14 protein-coding genes are annotated in these 19,569 nt (G+C 70.1%); 11 read left to right on the forward strand and 3 right to left on the reverse strand.

Translation table 11 applies throughout. From position 1 onward, the window contains the following. Positions 1–220: 220 nt before the first annotated feature. From ACUKCB_RS02865 to ACUKCB_RS02885, 5 genes are all read left to right on the forward strand, one after another. On the forward strand, positions 221–745 hold the full coding sequence (locus tag ACUKCB_RS02865; protein ID WP_473038879.1) for a MauE/DoxX family redox-associated membrane protein: 525 nt from the start codon (positions 221–223) through the stop codon (positions 743–745). 54 nt (positions 746–799) lie between these two features. Next, on the forward strand, positions 800–1,783 hold the full coding sequence (locus ACUKCB_RS02870; protein ID WP_473038880.1) for a DsbA family protein: 984 nt from the start codon (positions 800–802) through the stop codon (positions 1,781–1,783). Positions 1,784–1,838: 55 nt separating this feature from the next. Then, entirely contained in the window at positions 1,839–2,951 is a 1,113-nt protein-coding gene (gene lgt, locus ACUKCB_RS02875; protein WP_473038881.1) for a prolipoprotein diacylglyceryl transferase, read from the forward strand. Between the two features lie 103 nt (positions 2,952–3,054). Then, positions 3,055–4,230: a hypothetical protein gene (locus ACUKCB_RS02880; protein WP_473038882.1), complete on the forward strand. Its 1,176-nt coding sequence runs from the start codon at positions 3,055–3,057 to the stop codon at positions 4,228–4,230. Positions 4,231–4,545: 315 nt separating this feature from the next. Continuing rightward, positions 4,546–5,403, forward strand: coding sequence for a hypothetical protein (locus ACUKCB_RS02885; RefSeq protein ID WP_473040905.1), 858 nt, complete (start codon positions 4,546–4,548; stop codon positions 5,401–5,403). 108 nt (positions 5,404–5,511) lie between these two features. On the opposite strand, the gene ACUKCB_RS02890 is transcribed toward ACUKCB_RS02885, so the two are convergent. Further along, positions 5,512–7,287 carry a bis-aminopropyl spermidine synthase family protein gene (locus ACUKCB_RS02890; protein WP_473038883.1) on the reverse strand — a complete coding sequence of 592 codons (1,776 nt, stop codon included), beginning with the start codon at positions 7,285–7,287 and terminating at the stop codon, positions 5,512–5,514. A gap of 577 nt (positions 7,288–7,864) precedes the next feature. Here ACUKCB_RS02890 and gltB point away from each other — a divergent pair. The 5 genes from gltB (at position 7,865) to ACUKCB_RS02915 (ending at position 15,995) form a co-directional block, all read left to right on the forward strand. After that, entirely contained in the window at positions 7,865–12,421 is a 4,557-nt protein-coding gene (gltB, locus tag ACUKCB_RS02895) for a glutamate synthase large subunit (protein ID WP_473038884.1), read from the forward strand. 27 nt (positions 12,422–12,448) lie between these two features. Further along, the gene (locus ACUKCB_RS02900; protein ID WP_473038885.1) at positions 12,449–13,903 is read left to right on the forward strand and encodes a glutamate synthase subunit beta; all 1,455 of its coding nucleotides are present in this window, start codon (positions 12,449–12,451) and stop codon (positions 13,901–13,903) included. Between the two features lie 278 nt (positions 13,904–14,181). After that, positions 14,182–14,565 carry a DUF2784 domain-containing protein gene (locus tag ACUKCB_RS02905; RefSeq protein ID WP_473038886.1) on the forward strand — a complete coding sequence of 128 codons (384 nt, stop codon included), beginning with the start codon at positions 14,182–14,184 and terminating at the stop codon, positions 14,563–14,565. Positions 14,566–14,639: 74 nt separating this feature from the next. Beyond that, positions 14,640–15,029: a DUF2784 domain-containing protein gene (locus ACUKCB_RS02910; RefSeq protein ID WP_473038887.1), complete on the forward strand. Its 390-nt coding sequence runs from the start codon at positions 14,640–14,642 to the stop codon at positions 15,027–15,029. A 72-nt stretch (positions 15,030–15,101) separates the two neighbouring features. Further along, complete coding sequence (locus ACUKCB_RS02915; protein ID WP_473040906.1) at positions 15,102–15,995, forward strand: prenyltransferase; 894 nt, start codon at positions 15,102–15,104, stop codon at positions 15,993–15,995. A 38-nt stretch (positions 15,996–16,033) separates the two neighbouring features. Here ACUKCB_RS02915 and ACUKCB_RS02920 read toward each other — a convergent pair whose 3' ends face one another. After that, on the reverse strand, positions 16,034–16,741 hold the full coding sequence (locus ACUKCB_RS02920) for a maleylpyruvate isomerase N-terminal domain-containing protein (RefSeq protein ID WP_473038888.1): 708 nt from the start codon (positions 16,739–16,741) through the stop codon (positions 16,034–16,036). 211 nt (positions 16,742–16,952) lie between these two features. Between ACUKCB_RS02920 and pyk the strand changes: the two genes are divergently transcribed. Then, the gene (gene pyk, locus ACUKCB_RS02925) at positions 16,953–18,386 is read left to right on the forward strand and encodes a pyruvate kinase (protein WP_452541824.1); all 1,434 of its coding nucleotides are present in this window, start codon (positions 16,953–16,955) and stop codon (positions 18,384–18,386) included. A 160-nt stretch (positions 18,387–18,546) separates the two neighbouring features. Here pyk and ACUKCB_RS02930 read toward each other — a convergent pair whose 3' ends face one another. After that, positions 18,547–19,518: a DUF1266 domain-containing protein gene (locus ACUKCB_RS02930; protein WP_473038889.1), complete on the reverse strand. Its 972-nt coding sequence runs from the start codon at positions 19,516–19,518 to the stop codon at positions 18,547–18,549. Between the last annotated feature and the right edge of the window lie 51 nt (positions 19,519–19,569).

The following is a 19,569-nucleotide window of genomic DNA, read 5'->3' on the forward strand; positions in this document are numbered from 1 at the left end:
ACCCCCGAAAACGGTCGAACCTGCTGCGGGGGAGGCGATTCGGTGGTGTGATGGCAAGGCCTCGACCAGTCGGGGCGCTGCCCGGCCCGTCCCGAGAACCCGGGCCCAGTGTCACAGATGCACTACACACAGTAGGCTTTGTTTCGACACCCAGGGCGACGGCGCGTGCACCCGAAGCCATGTCCCCGGGCGACCGATCCCCTCTTCCGAAGGCTCCCAGATGACGGACACCCCCGACGACACACCCACCGGCGCCACCCCCGCCTCCCAGCCGCCCTCCCGATGGGAAAGGGTCCAACCCTGGCTCACCCTCGCCTGCAGGGTCGGACTCGCCGCCGTTCTCGTCACCGCCGCCGTCACCAAGTTCCCGCCCGCCCTCTCCGTCCAGGCGGTCGAGGCCTACGACCTCTTCCCCGAGGACCTCGCCCAACTCATCGGGTACACCCTCCCCCTCTTCGAGCTCGCCCTGGCCCTGCTCCTCCTCGTCGGACTGGCCACCCGGTACGTCGGCGCCGTCAGCACCCTCCTCATGATCGTCTTCATCGCCGGGATCGTCTCCGCGATGGCCCGCGGCCTGAACATCGACTGCGGCTGCTTCGGCGGCGGAGGCCAGGTCGACCCGGGGGAGACCAGCTACGGGCTCTCCATCGCACGGGACATCGCCTTCGGAGCCATGGGCGCCTTCATCGCTCTGTGGCCCCGGTCCCCCTTCGCCCTCGACCGCGTCCTCGGGCTCTTCCGGTGACACCGACCAGGACGACGGCCGACCACCTCCAGAAGTCAGGAACAGAGGAAAACCATGGGGAGTGAAGCGCGCAAGCGCTCCCGCGAGAAACTCAGGCAGCAGCGGGAGAAGGAGAAGCAGGCCGCCAAACGCAATCGGACCCTCATCGTCGTCGGCGCCGCAGCGGCCGTGGTCCTGCTCATCGTCGGTATCGGCTACGCGATCCTCAACGCCGACCGGAGCGACGGCTACGACGGTCCGCTCGCCGACCGGACCCTGCAGGAGGACGGCAGCGTCGTGATGGCCGACGAGGGCGTCTCCGCGCCCGTGGTCGAGGTCTACGCCGACTACCAGTGCCCCGCCTGCCGCCAGTTCGAACTCCTCAACGGCGACGTGCTCAAGGAACAGGCCGCCGAGGGCAACGCCATCGTCCACTACCGGCCGGTCAGCATCTTCGCCCAGCGGCCCGCCCCGATCAGCTCCAACTCGCTCCGCGGGGGTGCCGCCGCCCGCGCCGCGGCCGACCACGGCGTCTTCGTCGAGTACAACGACAAGCTCTTCGAGCACCAGCCCACCGAGGGCAACGAGGGCTTCACGGTCGACGAACTCAAGGAGTGGTTCCGCGAGACCGGAGCCGACGAGGAACAGGCCGCCGAGTTCGACGCGCGCGTCGAGGCCGAGGCCGCCGTCGTCACCCGGTTCGTCGAGGAGTTCCTGCCCGAACTCACCGCCGACGCCACCGAACAGATCGGCGAGGAGACCCTCGGCACCATGGTCCTGACCGACCTCATCAACTGGGGGGAAGGCAACGGGCACGACCCCGAGTTCCTGGACGGGACCTACACGGGCGAGATCATCGACGCCACCGGAAACGCCTACACTCGCTACAGCGGAGACAACATGTTCCGCGGTACCCCTTCCGTCTACATCAATGGCGAGTTGCTCGACAACAACAGCGCCATGACCGCCAGGGGCCTGACCGAGGCCATCGCCTCCGCGGACGAGGGCGAGGTCGACACCCAGCCCATGGGCGACGGCGACGGGGGTGACCCCGAGTAGATCCCCTGAACAGACCCCCCGCACGCGGGGCGAACCCGAGAGCAGAGCAGTGACATTGTCGTCGACAGCTTCCGAGGGCGCGGCCGGGCTCGGCCGCGCCCTCGCGGCCATTCCCAGCCCCCAGGTCAACTCGATCCCCATCGGACCGCTGGAGATCCACTTCTACGCCCTGTGCATCCTCGCCGGGGTCGTCGTCGCGGTCTTCTGGAGCGAGCGCCGATGGAAGGCGATGGGGGGCGAGCCCGGAACCATCATGGACATGGCCGTGTGGGCCGTGATCCTGGGTCTGGTCGGCGGCCGCCTCTACCACGTCATCAGTGACGCGCAACTGTACTTCGGCGAGGGCAAGGAGCCCATCCAGGCCCTCTACATCTGGAACGGCGGCCTGGGCATCTGGGGTGCCGTCCCCCTGGGCGCCGTCGGCGTGTGGCTGGTCGCCCGCAAGCGCGGACTGTCGATGTCCAAGCTCTCCTTCGCGATTGCGCCCACCATCCCCCTCGCTCAGGCCATCGGCCGCTGGGGCAACTACTTCAACCAGGAACTGTTCGGCCGCCCCACCGACCTGCCGTGGGCCGTGGAGATCACCCCCACCCCCGAGGGCCACATGCGCGCGGGCATGGAGGTCGGTGTCACCACCTACCACCCGACCTTCCTGTACGAGTCCCTGTGGTGCCTGGGCCTGGCCGTCCTCCTGGCCTACCTCGGGCGCCGCTTCGAGAACTCCCTGCAGGGCGGCCGCCTCTTCGCCCTCTACGTCATGGGCTACTGCGTCGGCCGGTTCTGGATCGAGTACCTGCGCGTCGACCCGGCCAACGACTTCTTCGGCCTGCGCCTGAACAACTGGACTTCCATCGCGGTCTTCCTCGGCGCCCTCGCCTACTTCGTCTGGGCCGGCCGCCGACTCGACTCCTTCTCCACCGCCGTCGTCCCCCACGGACACGACGCCGGAACCCAGGTGTTCGGAGACACAACTGACGGCGGTGGCAGCGACGAAGGCACCGTCTACAGCGCGGTCGACACCGACGACTCGGTGTTCGACCAGGCCACAGGCTCCTCCGAGGAAGTCGGCACGGAATACCACCCGAGCCCTGAGCGATCTAGTAGCGAGGGCTCGACGGAGGACGGTGCCGACGGTACCGGGGACGACTCCCGGTCGAAGCCCGAGTAGCGCGGGGACACCGAACCGTGGCGCACCGGCCCGTGGCCGACGGCGCCGTACGGCGTTCCCCGCATCTGTCGAGCAGACCACGGGTTGACGATTGAGAAAGACCGTGAGCAGAGCCGAGTCCGGTTACGGCCGCAGACGCCGGCGCGGCGGATCCCGCCGCGCCGAGAGCGTCCACACCGAGGAGCACGTAGACGACCGCGGCCCCGAGGACGGGTACGGAGACCAGTACGACCCGGAGGAGGACTTCTCCGCCGACTACGGTCACACCCACACCCGGACCGGGGACGGTCACGACGACTACGACGACACCTCCGACGCCGGGTACGAAGAGGCCCGGGGCGAGGAGGAGGGTAGGGCCCAGGAGGCCGGTCGTACCGCGGGCCGTCAGGGGCGGCGCAGGGACAGAAAGGGCGTGGGACGTGTCTCCGCCTTCTCCGCGTCCGCGATCAAGAGGGTGTCGGTCCTGGGGGACCGGCCCAACCAGATCGTCTACACCCTGGCCGAGCAGAGCAAGCGCAAGCGCGGCACCGCCGTGCTCGCCGTGCTGCTGGGTGCCTTCAGCATCGCCCTGGTCGCCCTCCTGGGGCTGCTGATCTACCAGCTCCTCACCGGGTCCGGTAACAGCGACGCCGGGGGCGAGGAGACCATCACGGCCCCGCCCGAGGGTCATAGCACCATCACACCCGAGCTGTACCTGTTCGAGCCCGACGACCCCGAGGTTTTCGGTCCGATCGCCGAACGCCCCGAGGACGTCGAACCCATGACGGAGGAGTCCGTCTTCGGGTCGGTCGAGGAACTCGACATGGCGGGTATGCAACTCGAACTGCGGGAATCCGAGGTCAACGACTCCTGCACCTCCCTGGTGTGGGGCGAGGAACTCGGGCAGAGCCTCCTGGACGCCAACTGCCTCAACGCGGCCTCCGGTGTCTACACCGACGCCGACGAGGACTACATCGCCCAGGTGACCCTGTTCGACCTCTCCGACAGCGAGGGCGCCACCGACGTGGCGGCCTCCCTGGACCCGACCAACGCCGAGTCCGGGCCCGGCTTCCTGCTGGCCCGGGAGATGGAGGGCGTCGAGGGACTGCAGGAGGGCTACAGCCAGGCCACCACCCAGGTCATGGGTCACTACCTGGCGGTTTACTGGGTCGCGAGCACCGATGGTTCCCCACCCGGGGACGACAGCGGTATCGCCACCGCGAGCGTGGTGTCCCAGAGCGCGTTCGGCTTCGTCTACGACGAGGTGGTCGCGCACAAGCCCGCGGAGGAAGAGGAGTAACGGGGCTGTCCACCCCTGTCGGACGCCCCGATAGGATCTCGGACAGATCGGCCCGCCCGCCAGGGTCGTGAGAGGCGGGCGAGGTCCCCCTCGATTCCCGAGCGCAACCGGGCCGGTCACCTCGTGTGACCGGCCCGAATCCACGGAAAGGTCCTTTGGGTGTCCCCTTCTGAACCGTCGACGCCTGGCAGGCCGGGCCGCCGGAGGAAAAGCAGTGAGTCCGACGAGCTTGTGTCCCAGCCCGGTGAGGGCCGGGCCGGTGGTCGCCGCCGGGGCGGAGGTCGGCGCAAGAAGGAGCCCAAGCGCTTCGGCCGGATGCTGCCCCTCCTGGTCGGCGCCCTCGTCGTGGCGCTGATCGCCCTTGGCACGGTCCTGTACTTCCAACTCTCCGGAGAGGACGCCGAGGAACAGGTGGCCCAGGAGACCAGGCCGGCCCTGTACCGGGTCCAGGACTCCGGGGACACCAGCAACGTGAACGAGGTCCTCGCCTCCCGCGAGGTCGACAGCCGCCCCCTGAACGAGGGCGAGCTGTTCGAGCGCCACAACGCCGAGATCTCCGGCCAGAGCATCGACTTCACCCTGCGCGACTCGGACTTGACCGAGGACTGCTCCGCCGCGGTCTGGGGTGCTGGGGCCCAGCAGGCCCTGGCCGACGCGGACTGCAGTCAGGCGGGCCGCGCCACCTACCTCTCGGACGGCTACTTCGGTGTGGTGGGTGTGTTCAACCTGGCCGACATCGAGGGCAGCCGGGCCGTGGCCGACGCCCTGAACCTGCCCGAGGCCGAGGAGGGCGCCGAGGAGGAGGAAGCCGCGGAGCCGGTCGAGGACCCCGGATTCGTCCTGCCGCCTTCCGGCCAGTCCCCCCTCGACCGCCTCGGCGCGGGTTACAGCTCCGCCGACGCGATCGTCACCGGCCACTACCTCGTCGTGGTCTGGGTCCAGCCCACCGACTCGGAGTCGGTCGAGGAGCGTGTCAGTCTGGCCACCCCCCTGGTGACCCTGGCGAACTTCCGCGACCCCTTCTTCCGCCGGATCGGGGAGCTCGGCGGCGGTTCACAGACCGACGAAGGCACCGAAGGGACCGGCACCGAGGGGACCGGGGAGGGAACGGCCGCAGACCCGCCGGTCGAGGCGCCCGGGACGGAAGGCGAACAGAGCGTCCCCGGAGAGTAGGGCACCGCACACGGGCCGGACGGCACAGCCACAGGTACGCACCCGGGGCCGGGGGAGAGCGAGTCTCCCCCGGCCCCGCGCCTGTCCCCGCTCCCCGGCCCCACGGCCTCAGCGGCGCTCCTGGAACTCCTCCACCCGCGCCATCAGCTCCGAGGCCAGAGCCCGGAGCTCTAAGAACCGGTGCTCGGGCAGGTCCAGCAGACTGTGTCCGGCCAACCAGGCCGGTGCCGAAGCCACCGCGTGCCGCGCCGTGCGCTTGTTCGTCGGCCGCCCACGCCAGGCCGCCGCCTCCACCAGTCCCGTCCGCAGCGTCGTCGTCAGCATTCCGTGCGCGCGCCCCTGCACGTGGGCCAGCAACCGGCCGGTGCTCCCGCCCGGATCCGGGTTGCGCGTCAACCGGATCGCGGTCAGGTCCGGGGCTCCCAGGCCCCGCAGGAAGCGCACCCGCGTCCCCGGCTCCACCATGGCGCGCAGCTCCCGCTGGCCCGTCTCGTCCCGCACCCACCGCGAGGAGGAGGGCACCAGCACGTAGGTGTCGTCGGTGGTCGACGCCAACGCCGCTCGGGCCGCCAACCGCTCCCACCCGCCGGTGAGGTTGACCACGGAGCAGGTTCCGACGGCCGTGGGGGAGTCCATCCACGTCGACAGGCGTACCCGGACTTCCTTCGAGACCTCCCGCGGCCACTCGCCGACCAGGGCGGGGGCTCCGTCCGCACCGGAGCCCCGGTCCTCGGCGATCCGATCCAGTACCGCGGCGGCCCGCTCCGCGTCCAGGCCGCCCCGCGCCTCCTTGGCGTTCACCCCCTGGCTGTACACCCGGGCGGCGTCGCTGCCGGGGGAGGGCAGGGTCCTGGCGAGCGGTCGCAGCACGTACAGGTCACTGGCGGCGCCGATCGACTCCGCCCCCAGGTACCGGTTGAAGTCCGGCCATACCGCCTCGATGAGCAGCCCCGACCGGACCAGCCGGCTCTGGGTCGCGGCCGCCAGCTTCGGGGTGGTCTCGCTGGCCCCGTAGGCCACCAGCACCCGCCCCCGTCTGGGGTCGGTCAACCCCTCCACACCGCGCCGCACGAACAGCTCCACCCCGTCCGGGGTGTAGGGCGGGTCCGTGAACACCAGGTCTGCGCTCCCGCGCAGCGTCGCGGGCAGCCCGAGCCGGAGATCGGCGCTGTGCGTGCGCACCGGCAGCCCCAGCCTCTGGGCCACCGCGTCGATGTGGGCCAGCACCCGCTCGTCCAGGTCCACCACCTCCACCTGCGCCTCCGGCTGCACCAGGGCCAGTGCCAGGGACGTCAGGTCGTGGTCGCCCACACACAGCAGCGTGCGCCGATGCAGGTCGAACCGGGTGGCCAGGAACAGGGCCCGGCGCAGGGCGGTCTCGGCGGTCGCGGACACGTGGTCCAGGTCCAGGTCCGAGGCGGGTCCCTCGGCGACCGCGCGCGCCAGCTCCGCGGCGGCCCGCGGGTGCTCGGAGAGCAGGTGGGCCACCGGGTCGGCGAGCACCGGGGTGTGCGCGCCGGTGTAGTGGTCGGGGCGGACCAGGCGGTACCGCTCGCCCCCGGGTTCGCGTAGCAGCTCCCCGTCGGACTCCAGCGCCTTGAGCAGTGACGAGACCACGGCGTAGGCGACACCGCCGGCCCGCACCAGGTCGTTGGCGCTCCACCAGCGGCCGTCGGAGAGCAGCGCCAGGACGAACCTGGGCCGCGGTGCGTCGGCCCCGTACTCGCGGAGGAAGTCCTCCGCGGCGCCGGGGAGGGGCGGGTGTCCGTCGGGGCGGGGTGCCGCGGGGGTGTCCAGAGCCGGGGCGCCGGGGGCGCGGGATGCTTCGTCGGGGGTGGGGGCTCCGGTGTCGTCCGGGCCGTGGGAAGTCGGGTGTCCTGCCATTCCGCGATCCTCCCACGCTGTGGATCGATGCCGGTGCCGCAGGTCAGGGCGGTTGATCCGGGATGAGGGGGATATCACGCCCGGTGTCCCTTCCTCCCCCCTTGGGTGCGGCGTTAACGCCGGGGTAATGTGGGATCTCGGCGCGCCGAATCCCTGTGCCTGTGATGAAGAACCGGCCATCGGTTGGTCTTTTATCCACTTTGGGAGGTTTAGCTAGGTTTCTCCGTGGAAAAACCGGCTAGGCCAGCCCTCATCGGATACATGAATCCGAGAGGGACACGTGTCACCTTCCACGGAACGGGCACAGCGACCGAAGGCGCACCGCGGCGCCACCTGGTCTAGACCTACGATTCGCATCGAGGCTGGACCAGCATGTATAAGAGAACCTGCCCGCAGCGGGCAGCCCGACCACCACCGGCGACACGAAGACGTGAACGCGACACGGTGACCGGACGGGCACCCGCACAGCCGGGAACCCCGCCCCCAGGGCGGACACAACCACATCACGCACGCAGCAGGGCCAATGTCGTCCCGGATGCGCTTTTCACGAAGCCGACCAAAGACGACAGGAGGGTAGATGCCTGCTGGACAGGTGCGGCGTTCGTCCGTCCGAACGAACGCAGAAGCCACGCCCCAGGGCCTGTACGACCCCACTTTCGAGCACGACGCCTGCGGTGTGGGCTTCGTCGCCGACCTCACTGGACGTCGTAGTCACGACATCGTGCAGAAGGCGCTGACCGTACTGCGCAACCTGGACCACCGCGGTGCCTCCGGCGCCGACCCCGACGACGGTGACGGTGCGGGCATCCTCACCCAGGTCCCGCACGAGCTCTACACCGAGGTCTGCGACTTCCCGCTCCCCGACGCCGGCGCCTACGCCACCGGCATCGGCTTCCTGCCCTCCGACGCCGCCGAGCGCACCGCCGCGGTCGAGAAGATCAACGCCATCGTCGAGGACGAGGGCCTGACCCTCCTCGGCTGGCGCGAGGTCCCCTTCGAGCCCCAGTACAGCGGCCCCGCCGCCCGCGAGGTCATGCCCTACTTCGGGCAGCTCTTCATCACCGGCCGCCAGGGCACCGCCACCGAAGGCCTCACCGGAATCGACCTCGAGCGCCACGCCTACTGCGTCCGCAAGCGCGCCGAGCACGAGACCGACGTCTACTTCCCGAGCCTGTCCCCGCGCACCATCGCCTACAAGGGCATGCTCACCACCCCGCAGCTCGAACCGTTCTTCCCGGACCTGTCCGACCGCCGCTACGCCTCCGGCCTGGCCCTGGTCCACTCCCGGTTCTCCACCAACACCTTCCCTTCCTGGCCCCTGGCCCACCCGTTCCGCTTCGTGGCGCACAACGGCGAGATCAACACGGTCAAGGGCAACCGGAACATGATGCGGTCCCGCGAGGCCAAACTCGCCACCGACCTCATCCCCGGCGACCTCGACCGCATCTTCCCCATCGTCGACCCCGACGACTCCGACACCGCGTCCTTCGACGACGCCCTGGAGCTCCTGCACCTGGGCGGCCGCTCCCTGCCGCACGCGGTCCTGATGATGATCCCGGAGCCCTGGGAGAACCACACCGAGATGGACCCGGCCGTCCGGGCCTTCTACGAGTACCACTCCACCCTCATGGAGCCCTGGGACGGCCCCGCCTCGGTGTCCTTCACCGACGGCACCCTCGTCGGCTCCGTCCTGGACCGCAACGGCCTGCGCCCCGGGCGCTACTGGGTCACCGAGGACGGCCTCGTCGTCCTCGCCTCCGAGGCCGGCGTCCTCGACATCGACCCCGCCACCGTCGTGCGCAAGGGACGCCTCCAGCCCGGCCGCATCTTCGTCGTCGACACCGCCCAGGGGCGGATCATCGAGGACGAGGAACTCAAGGCCGACCTCGCCGCCGAACACCCCTACCAGGAGTGGATCGACTCCGGCGTCCTGCGCCTGAACGACCTCCCCGACGCCGAACCCACCCCGGTCACCGAACTCAACCTCGCCCAGCAGGCCTTCGGTTACACCGAGGAGGAACTCCGCGTCATCCTCACCCCGATGGCACGCACCGGCGCCGAACCCATCGGTTCCATGGGAACCGACACCCCGGTCGCGGCGCTCTCGGACCGCTCACGCCAGCTCTTCGACTACTTCTCGCAGAACTTCGCGCAGGTCACCAACCCGCCGCTGGACGCCATCCGCGAGGAGATGGTCACCAGCCTGTCCACCCTCCTGGGCGCCGAACACAACATCCTCGACGCCGCCCCCGGGGACACCCAGCGCCTCGTCCTGCCCACCCCGGTCGTCGACCAGGCCCAACTCGCCGCCATCGTCGCCGCGGGACGGACCAACCCGGCGCTCAAGACCTACACCGTCGACGGCACCTACCCCGTCAACGGCGGCGGCGACGCCCTGTCCACCCGCCTGGACGAGATCAACACCGAGGTCACCCGGGCCATCGCCGACGGCGCCCACATCCTCGTCCTCAGCGACCGCCGCACCGACGCCGACCGCGCCCCCGTCCCGTCGCTGTTGCTCACCGGGTCCGTCCACCACCACCTCGTACGCGAGAAGACCCGCACCGAGGTCGGCCTCCTCGTCGAGGCCGGCGACGTACGCGAAGCCCACCACGTGGCCCTCCTCATCGGCTACGGCGCCTCCGCGGTCAACCCGTACCTGGCCCTGGAAACCGTCCGCGACCTCGTCGAGCGCGGTGTCATCGGCGGCGTCGAAGCCGACCAGGCCGTCGCCAACATCGTCAAGGCGTTCGGCAAGAGCGTCCTGAAGATCATGTCCAAGATCGGCGTGTCCACGGTCAGCTCCTACACCGGCGCCCAGATCTTCGAAGCCCTGGGCCTGGGCCAGGACGTCATCGACCGCTGCTTCACCGGCACCACCTCCCGCCTGGGCGGCGTCGGCTTCGACGTCCTCGCCGAGGAGGTGGCCATCCGCCACCGCCGCGCCCACACCGCCAACCCCAGCGCCCACCGGCGCCTGGAAGTCGGCGGCGAATACCAGTGGCGCCGCGAGGGTGAACCGCACCTGTTCAACCCCGAGACGGTCTTCAAGCTCCAGCACTCCACCCGGAGCCGCAAGTACGAGATCTTCAAGGAGTACACGCACAAGGTCGACGATCAGGCCGAGAAGCTCATGACCCTGCGCGGTCTCTTCCAGCTCAAGGAGGGCGTGCGCGAGCCGGTCCCGATCGACGAGGTCGAGCCCGTCTCCGAGATCGTCAAGCGCTTCTCCACCGGCGCCATGTCCTACGGCTCCATCTCCGCCGAGGCCCACGAGACCCTCGCCATCGCGATGAACCGCCTCGGCGGTAAGTCCAACACCGGAGAGGGCGGCGAGGACCCCGCCCGCTTCACCCCCGACGCCAACGGCGACCTGCGCCGCAGCGCCATCAAGCAGGTCGCCTCCGGCCGATTCGGCGTCACCTCGCACTACCTCAGCAACGCCGACGACATCCAGATCAAGATGGCCCAGGGCGCCAAGCCCGGCGAAGGCGGCCAGCTGCCCGGCCACAAGGTCTACCCGTGGGTGGCCAGCACCCGCCACTCCACCCCCGGCGTCGGCCTCATCTCGCCGCCGCCCCACCACGACATCTACTCCATCGAGGACCTCGCCCAGCTCATCCACGACCTCAAGAACGCGAACCCGTCCGCACGGGTCCACGTCAAGCTGGTCTCCGAGGCGGGCGTGGGCACCGTCGCCACCGGTGTGTCCAAGGCACACGCCGACGTCGTCCTCATCTCCGGCCACGACGGAGGCACCGGCGCCTCACCGCTCAACTCCCTCAAGCACGCGGGCACCCCCTGGGAACTCGGCCTCGCCGAAACCCAGCAGACCCTGCTGCTCAACGGCCTGCGCGACCGCATCGTCGTCCAGGCCGACGGCCAGATGAAGACCGGCCGCGACGTCGTCGTCGCCGCACTGCTCGGCGCCGAGGAGTACGGCTTCGCCACCGCACCCCTCGTCGTCTCCGGCTGCGTCATGATGCGCGTCTGCCACCTCGACACCTGCCCCGTGGGCGTGGCCACCCAGAACCCCGAACTGCGCGAGCGGTTCTCCGGCAAGGCCGAGTACGTGGTGAACTTCTTCGAGTTCATCGCCCAGGAGGTCCGCGAGTACCTCGCCCAGCTCGGCTTCCGCAGCCTCGACGAGGCCATCGGCGCCGTCGACCTGCTCGACACCACCGACGCCGTCGACCACTGGAAGGCCCAGGGCCTGGACCTGTCGCCGATCCTGCACGAGGTCGAGCCCATCGCCGGCGACCACCGCTCCCAGCAGCGCGGACAGGAGCACGGCCTCGAAAAGGCCCTGGACAACACCCTCATCCAGCTCAGCGAGGGCGCCCTCGACTTCGGCCAGCCGGTCAAGCTCGAACTCCCCGTCCGCAACGTCAACCGCACCGTCGGCACCATGCTCGGCCACGAGGTCACCAAGCGCTACGGCGCCACCGGCCTCCCCGACAACACCATCGACGTGTCCTTCACCGGATCCGCGGGACAGTCCTTCGGCGCCTTCGTGCCCAGGGGCATCACCCTGCGCTTGTCCGGCGACGCCAACGACTACGTCGGCAAGGGCCTGTCCGGCGGCCGCGTCATCGTCCACCCCGCCACCAGTTCCACACTGGTCGCCGAGGACCACATCATCGCCGGCAACGTCATCGGCTACGGTGCCACCTCCGGCGAGATCTTCCTCCGCGGCATCGTCGGCGAACGCTTCTGCGTCCGCAACTCCGGCGCACTCGCCGTCGTCGAGGGCATCGGCGACCACGGCTGCGAGTACATGACCGGTGGCCGCGCCGTCATCCTCGGCCGCACCGGACGCAACTTCGCGGCGGGTATGTCCGGCGGTATCGCCTACGTCCTCGACCTGGACAGCGAACGCGTCAACGGCGAGATGGTCGAGATCGAGGCACTCACCGACGAGGACCGCGAGTTCCTCACCGGCGTCCTCACCCGCCACCACGCCGAAACCGGCTCCACCGTCGCCGAACGCCTCCTGGCCGAGGGCGACAAGGGGCTCGACCGCATCGCCAAGGTCATGCCGCGCGACTTCAAGCGCGTCCTCCTCGCCCAGGCCGAGGCCGAACGCGAGGGCCGCGACGTCGACGAGGCCGTGATGGCCTCCGCGCAGTCCTGAAGTCAGTACACGAGAGGAGGAAGAACCATGGCTGACCCCAAGGGTTTCCTGAAGATCACCGAGCGCGAGCTCCCCAAGCACCGCCCCGTCGACGTACGCATCCAGGACTGGCGCGAGGTCCACGAGGACTTCGACCGAGGAACCGTCACCAAGCAGGCCTCACGCTGCATGGACTGCGGCATCCCCTTCTGCCACAACGGCTGCCCCCTCGGCAACCTCATCCCCGAGTGGAACAACCTCGTCCACACCCACGACTGGGCCGAGGCGATCGAACGGCTGCACGCCACCAACAACTTCCCCGAGTTCACCGGACGCCTCTGCCCCGCCCCGTGCGAGTCGGCGTGTGTCCTGGGCATCAACCAGCCCGCCGTCACCATCAAGAACGTCGAGGTCTCCATCATCGACCGCGCGTGGGAGGAAGGCTGGGTCAAGCCCCTGCCCCCCACCCACCGCACCGGTAAGAAGGTCGCCGTCGTCGGCTCCGGCCCCGCGGGGCTGGCCGCCGCACAGCAGCTCACCCGCGCCGGGCACGACGTCACCGTTTTCGAGCGCGCCGACCGCATCGGAGGCCTCCTCCGCTACGGCATCCCCGAGTTCAAGATGGAGAAGCGGCACATCGACCGCCGCCTCGCCCAGATGACCGCCGAAGGCACCACCTTCCGCACCGGCGTCAACGTCGGCGTCGACATCACCGTCGACCAGCTCAAGGCCGACAACGACGCCGTCGTCCTCACCGGCGGCGCCACCCAGTGGCGCGACCTGCCCGCCAAGGGCCGCGAACTCAAGGGCATCTACCAGGCCATGGAGTACCTGCCCCTGGCCAACAGGGTCCAGGAGGGCGACCTGGACCGCGCACCCATCCACGCCGAGGGCAAGCACGTCGTCGTCATCGGCGGCGGCGACACCGGCGCCGACTGCGTCGGCACCGCCCACCGACAGGGTGCCGCCTCGGTCACCCAGCTCGAGATCATGCCCAAGCCCCCCACCACGCGCCCCGACCACCAGCCCTGGCCCACCATGCCGATGCTGTACAAGGTCACCAGCGCCCACGAGGAGGGCGGCAAGCGGATCTACTCCGTCAACACCGTCGAGTTCCTGGGCGACGACCAGGGCAACGTCCGCGCCCTCAAGCTCGTCGAGGTCAAGCGCGGCCAGAACGGCTTCGAACCCGTCGAGGGCACCGAACGCGAGATCCCCGCCGACCTCGTCACCCTCGCCATGGGCTTCGTCGGCCCCGAGAAGGCGGGCATGATCGACCAGCTCGGCGTCGAACTCGACGGCCGCGGCAACGTCGTCCGCGACAACGACTACCGCACCACCGTCGACGGCGTCTTCTGCGCCGGCGACATGGGCCGCGGCCAGTCACTCATTGTCTGGGCCATCGCCGAGGGCCGTTCCGCGGCCGCCGGCGTCGACCGCTACCTCGGTGCCGACACCACCCTGCCGGTCGCCATCCCGCCCACCGAGCGCCCGCTCGTGTAGGCGGGACGCGGGCCAAGGCGTCAGCGCAGGCCCAAGGCAAACACTGTCGGGCGCGGGGGATCACCCCGCGCCCGACACGCGTTCCGGGTGACCCTCCCCACCCCCACCACAATGGGACCCGCGCCCGACGCGACGTTGCCCACCCGTGACCCCGCCGTGTCGGCGGACCGACCTCCAACCGGCAGGATCGAGACCAACCACGGGCCGTGGAACGGCAGCGGCCCACACCGACCACCCCCCGCCCCTGGGCCCTCCCACCCCCCACCCGGGACAGGCGAATGATCTACCGCATCATCGGCGACACCGCCATGATCATCCACGCGGCCTTCATCCTCTATATGGCCATCGGCGGCCTTCTCGCCTGGAAATGGCCACGCACCTTCTGGATCCACCTCGGCTGCGCGCTCTACGGCCTCAGCATCAGCGTCGTCGGCTGGACCTGCCCCCTCACCCACGTCGAGAACTGGGGGAGGCAACGCGCCGGACAGGCCGGGCTCTCCAACGAGGGCTTCATCGACCACTACCTCACCGGCGTCATCTACCCGGCCGACCACCTCGTGACGGTCCAGCTCGGCGTCGGCGCGGTCGTCGTCCTCTCCTGGGCAGGACTGGCCCTGCTCACCCTCCGCCGACGCCGCACCAAGCACCCCGACCCCGCCTGAGACACCGCACACCAGGCACGGCCGGGGCCTCCCCGGGCCCGGCGTCGCCGCCCCGCGCGACCTACCCTGGGGGTATGGGCTACCAGGTGCTCGGGGAGACCGCGATGCTGCTGCACTTCGCGTTCCTCCTCTATGTCACACTCGGCGGCTTCCTCGCCTGGAAATGGCCCCGAGCCCTGTGGCCCCACGCCGCCACCGCCCTCTACGCCCTCGGCATCACCCTCATCGGCTGGCAGTGCCCCCTCACCCACCTGGAGAACTGGGGGAGGCAACGCGCCGGACAGGCCGGGCTCCCCCACGGGGGCTTCATCGAGCACTACCTCACCGGCGTCATCTATCCGGCCGACCACCTCGTGACGGTCCAGCTCGGCGTCGGCGCGGTCGTCGTCCTCTCCTGGGCCGGAGCCCTCCTCCCGCACCGCCGACGCAGGCACCAACGCAACTGCCCCGAGAACCGCGCGTAAAGATCGCGAATGGATCACGGCCGCACTGTTCACCCCGCCCACCCGCACCCGTACCGTCGAAGCATGACCGTTGTGACCTGGGACTCCTACCGCGCAGCCGAACACTTCACCATGCGCAGCGCCCGGCTCCTCGACCGGCACCGCTTCGCCTACCTCTTCCAGAGCGGACCGGCCCAACCCGTCCACACCACACTCGCCGCCTACCGCAACCTCGACGGCGGATACGGCAACGGGATCGACCCCGACCTCCGCGGCCACGCCAGCCAACCCGCCTCCACCGAGATCGCTCTGCGCTACCTCGACGAACTCGGCGCCATCCCCGCGCACCTGGGCAACGGCATCTGCCGGTACCTCACCACCGCCAGCAACGACGACGGCGGACTCCCCGCCGTACTGCCCAACGTCCGCTACACCCAGGCCGCACCCTGGTACCAGCACACCAACGACTTCAGCAGCCGACTCGACACCACCGCCATGATCACCGGGCTCCTCCACAAGAGGAACATCACCCACCCCTGGCGCGACCACGCCACCGCCTACTGCTGGAAACAGATCGACGCGCTCCACTGGACCAACGCACACGAAGCCGTCAGCATCTGCAGCTTCCTCCAACACGTCCCCGACCGCGCCCGCGCCGTCTCCGCAATGAACCACCTGGCCCACAGGATCCGCGCGGTCATCGACGTACACCCCCGCGCCACTGGCCACGTCCACACACCACTCGACCTCGCCTGCCACCCCCACCACATCGCCCGACCGCTCTTCACCGACAACGAGATCGAACGCAACCTCGACGCCTTCGAGGAACAACAACGCCCCGACGGGGGCTGGGACGCCACCTGGGACCACTGGGACACCGCTGCCACCATCGAACGCGAAGGCATGCGCACCATCCAGCGCCTACGCATCCTCCGCGCCTACGGTCGGCTCCAACCCGACCTGCCCCGGCCCCGCCGCTCCGTGTAACCGCCCGCCGGCCCGACCGCCACCGACCCGACGCGGCCCTAACCCAACGCCAGGAACCGCACCCCGGCAGCCTCCAACGCGCCCCGGTCCGCCGCGCAGGCCGAGCGGCCCGTCACCGCGCGCACCGCCGCCAACGAGGCACCACCGGCCCCCGCCGCAGGCAGCACCCGCGCGAGCACCGCCGGGTCCACCCCGCCGAACAACACCTCGTGCACCAGGCCCGACCCCGCCGACGAGGTCCACGGCTCCCGCCCCAGCGCGTCCGCCAGGTCCAACCCGTGCACGACCACCTCCACCACCCGGGTCACCAGGTAGTCCGTCAACAGCATCGGATCACCGTGCCGAGTCACCACCACCCGTTCCACCGGCTCGCGGCCCACACGCGACTCCAGCGCCCCCCACAGCCCCCGTAGCACCCTCCCCGGCTCAGCGGCGTCCGCGCGCCGCGCCGCGCCCGCCAACGCATCACCCACCCGGGCCGCGTTCACCTCCGGCGAGAACCGCACGTCCGGCGCGTAGTACCCCGCGGCCGACACCAACCCGCGCGACACGCCCGGAGCCTCCCTCTCCAACGCCACCGTCACCTGGTGCAACGCACCCACCGTGTGCACCGCCAACGCCGCCACGTCCCAGGGCTCACACCGGGTCGGCAGGACGGCCTGCGCCTCCGACAACCCCGCCAGAACCCCCTCCAACGCCGCCACCTCGTCCGCCAGGGCCGACACCACGACACCGCGCTCGAACACAGGACACACCCTCCACCCGAAGAACGCCCACAGGCTAACGACCGCCCCACCACACCGGAGCCCCGGCCCGGCCCCGCATCGCCCGCCGCCCCGAAACCACGCCCGAACCGTCACCCGCGGTGACCGGTTTCGCTCCCGCTCCACCTCGCATACGTCCAATCGCAACCTGGTTTAGACCACTCCATCCCCCAGACGCTCTAAAGTGATACTCGTGACACGTCGAGCAAAAATCGTAGCGACCCTCGGACCAGCCACCTCGAGTCCGGAAACACTCCGGCGCCTCGTCGAGGCAGGCCTTGACGTCGCCCGACTCAACCTCAGCCACGGAACCCACGACGACCACAGCGCCAGCCTGACCAACCTCAGGAAGGCCACGGAGGACACCAACCGGGCGGTCGGCGTCCTCGCCGACCTCCAAGGACCCAAGATCCGCGTCGGGACCTTCCCCGACGGCCCCGTCGAACTCGCCGCAGGCGACGAGTTCACCATCACCACCGAAGACGTCCCCGGAGACAGCACCCGCGTCTCCACCACCTACAAGGGACTCCCCGGAGACGTCCGCCCCGGCGACCGCGTCCTCATCGACGACGGTCGCGTCGTGCTGGAATGCACCAAGACCACCAGCACCGAGGTACACACCCGCGCCATCTTCGGCGGCACCGTCTCCAACCACAAGGGACTCAACCTCCCCGGCGTCTCCGTCAGCGTCCCCGCCCTCACCGAAAAGGACGAGGACGACCTGCGCTGGGCCCTGCGACACCGCGTCGACATGGTCGCCCTCTCCTTCGTCCGCAGCCCGGCCGACGCGGAGGAATGCCACCGCATCATGGACGAGGAGGGCATCACCGTCCCCCTCATCGCCAAGATCGAGAAACCCCAGGCCGTGGAACGCCTCCAGGACATCATCGAGGTCTTCGACGGAGTCATGGTCGCCCGCGGCGACCTCGGCGTCGAACTCCCCCTCGAAAACGTCCCCATGGTGCAAAAGCGCGCCGTCGAACGCTGCCGCGACAAGGCCAAACCGGTCATCGTCGCCACGCAGATGCTCGAATCCATGATCAGCGCACCCCGACCCACCCGCGCCGAAGCCTCCGACGTCGCCAACGCCGTCCTCGACGGCGCCGACGCCGTCATGCTCTCCGGCGAGACCAGCGTCGGCCAGTACCCCATCGAGACCGTCGAGACCATGGCGCGCATCGTCAGCGCCGCCGAGCAGGAGTCCCTGCGCGCCTCGCACATCCTCAACCGGGTACCCGAGACCACCGGCGGAGCCATCGCCCGCGCCGCCGCCGAGATCGGAGCCACCGTCGGCGCCAAGGCACTGGTCGCCTTCACCATGTCCGGTGAGACCGCCCGGCGCCTGGCCCGCTACCGCTCACCCATCCCGCTCCTGGCCTTCACCACCGAGGACATCACCCGGGGCAGGCTCTCCCTGACCTGGGGAACCGAGAGCAACCTGGTCCCGTGGGTCGACAACACCGACGACATGGTCCGCCAGGTGGAGAGCGAACTCCTCCGACTCGGCGACTACCACAAGGGCGACAAGGTCGTCATCGTCGCGGGAAGCCCGCCCGGAACCACCGGTTCCACCAACTCCCTGCGCGTCCACCGACTCGGCGACGCTGTCGCGCTCGGCACCAATTGACGCGTGATCCGGCGCCCTGACCGGCGCCGCTGACGGGCCGCATCAGGTCCGGCCCGGGGGAAGGCGTATGAGCCGCGCCGACCTCTCCGGGCCGACCGGTGCGGCCGAAGTCGTTCGGGGCACAGAACCCGGGCCCGCGACAGGACCGGCACCCGCGGTCTCACTCCTGGTGGGAGGAGACCCCGCCCTCGAAGGTCACCCGCTCCAACGGCATGTCCCACGGCAACAGGTTCCACGGGCTCCTCTGGTCCTCGTCCAGCAACCCCAGGGCCACCCACACCCGGTCCGTGTCGGGGCCCTCGCCCACCACCTGGTCGCCCTCCACACCCTTGTCCGGCCACAGCAGGTAACCGGCGTGGAAGGCCGTCGACAACTGCCCCCAGGACGAGTAACGGCGCTGTAGATCCGAGGCCACCCGCCTGAGCAGCGTCTGCGTCTCCACCGGGCTCAGCCAGTCCAGGGTCGCCCCACCGCACACCAACCGGATGGCGTGCACGGACTTCCACCACTGGTACGCACCGATGATCACGGTCTCGTCGCCCTCGGACACACCCGTCACCGCCCGCAACCGGGCCACCTGCTCCGCCGACAGCTCCACCGTCTCACCGGTGTCCTTGCCGCCCTGCTCCGAAGGCAACCGCGAACGGGCCGTCCCCGCCCGCAGGTCCACCGCCAGATCCAGGCTCGGTCCGCTGTGCAACCCCTCCAGCAGGCTGTCCACCGCCGTCAGCAAGGACTCCCGGTCCACCACGGACCACTGGTGCTCCAACATCCGCCGGTACCGGCGCCGCAGGCTCGGACGGGCCACCACGTCCCACGGCTCGGCCAACGCCACCCGGAACGGTGCCGCCACCGCGGCGGCCCACCGCTCGGTGCTCAACGGGGCCTCGGGGTCCTTGGTCCTGATCGTGGGCGCCTCACGCGATCCCACCACCAACTCGGCGAAGGACCCCGTGGCCAGGGCCAACAACGGTAGGAACGACCACCCGGGAAGATCCAACGCGACGAGCATGACCGCGAGAAGGGCCAACGGGGTCAACAGCCACGGCTGACGACGACGGGAACCCCAGGCCACCACGACCCAGGCCCCGATCACCAGCGCGCCGATCACCCCGGCCACCGCGGTCAACAACCCTCGCCCCTCTCCTCGCCGAGCCCGTTCCGTCAGGGCTTTGTGCCATCA

It is taken from the genome of Nocardiopsis moroccensis (assembly GCF_055763695.1).

What these genes read in the sequence shown, in the direction of transcription:
- ACUKCB_RS02885 (WP_473040905.1), top strand. Translation starts at nt 4,546, where the DNA reads ATGCTGCCCCTCCTGGTCGGCGCCCTCGTCGTGGCGCTGATCGCCCTT.
- ACUKCB_RS02870 (WP_473038880.1), top strand. Translation starts at nt 800, where the DNA reads ATGGGGAGTGAAGCGCGCAAGCGCTCCCGCGAGAAACTCAGGCAGCAG.
- ACUKCB_RS02910 (WP_473038887.1), top strand. Translation starts at nt 14,640, where the DNA reads ATGGGCTACCAGGTGCTCGGGGAGACCGCGATGCTGCTGCACTTCGCG.
- ACUKCB_RS02905 (WP_473038886.1), top strand. Translation starts at nt 14,182, where the DNA reads ATGATCTACCGCATCATCGGCGACACCGCCATGATCATCCACGCGGCC.
- ACUKCB_RS02890 (WP_473038883.1), bottom strand. Translation starts at nt 7,287, where the DNA reads ATGGCAGGACACCCGACTTCCCACGGCCCGGACGACACCGGAGCCCCC.
- gltB (WP_473038884.1), top strand. Translation starts at nt 7,865, where the DNA reads ATGCCTGCTGGACAGGTGCGGCGTTCGTCCGTCCGAACGAACGCAGAA.
- ACUKCB_RS02900 (WP_473038885.1), top strand. Translation starts at nt 12,449, where the DNA reads ATGGCTGACCCCAAGGGTTTCCTGAAGATCACCGAGCGCGAGCTCCCC.
- ACUKCB_RS02865 (WP_473038879.1), top strand. Translation starts at nt 221, where the DNA reads ATGACGGACACCCCCGACGACACACCCACCGGCGCCACCCCCGCCTCC.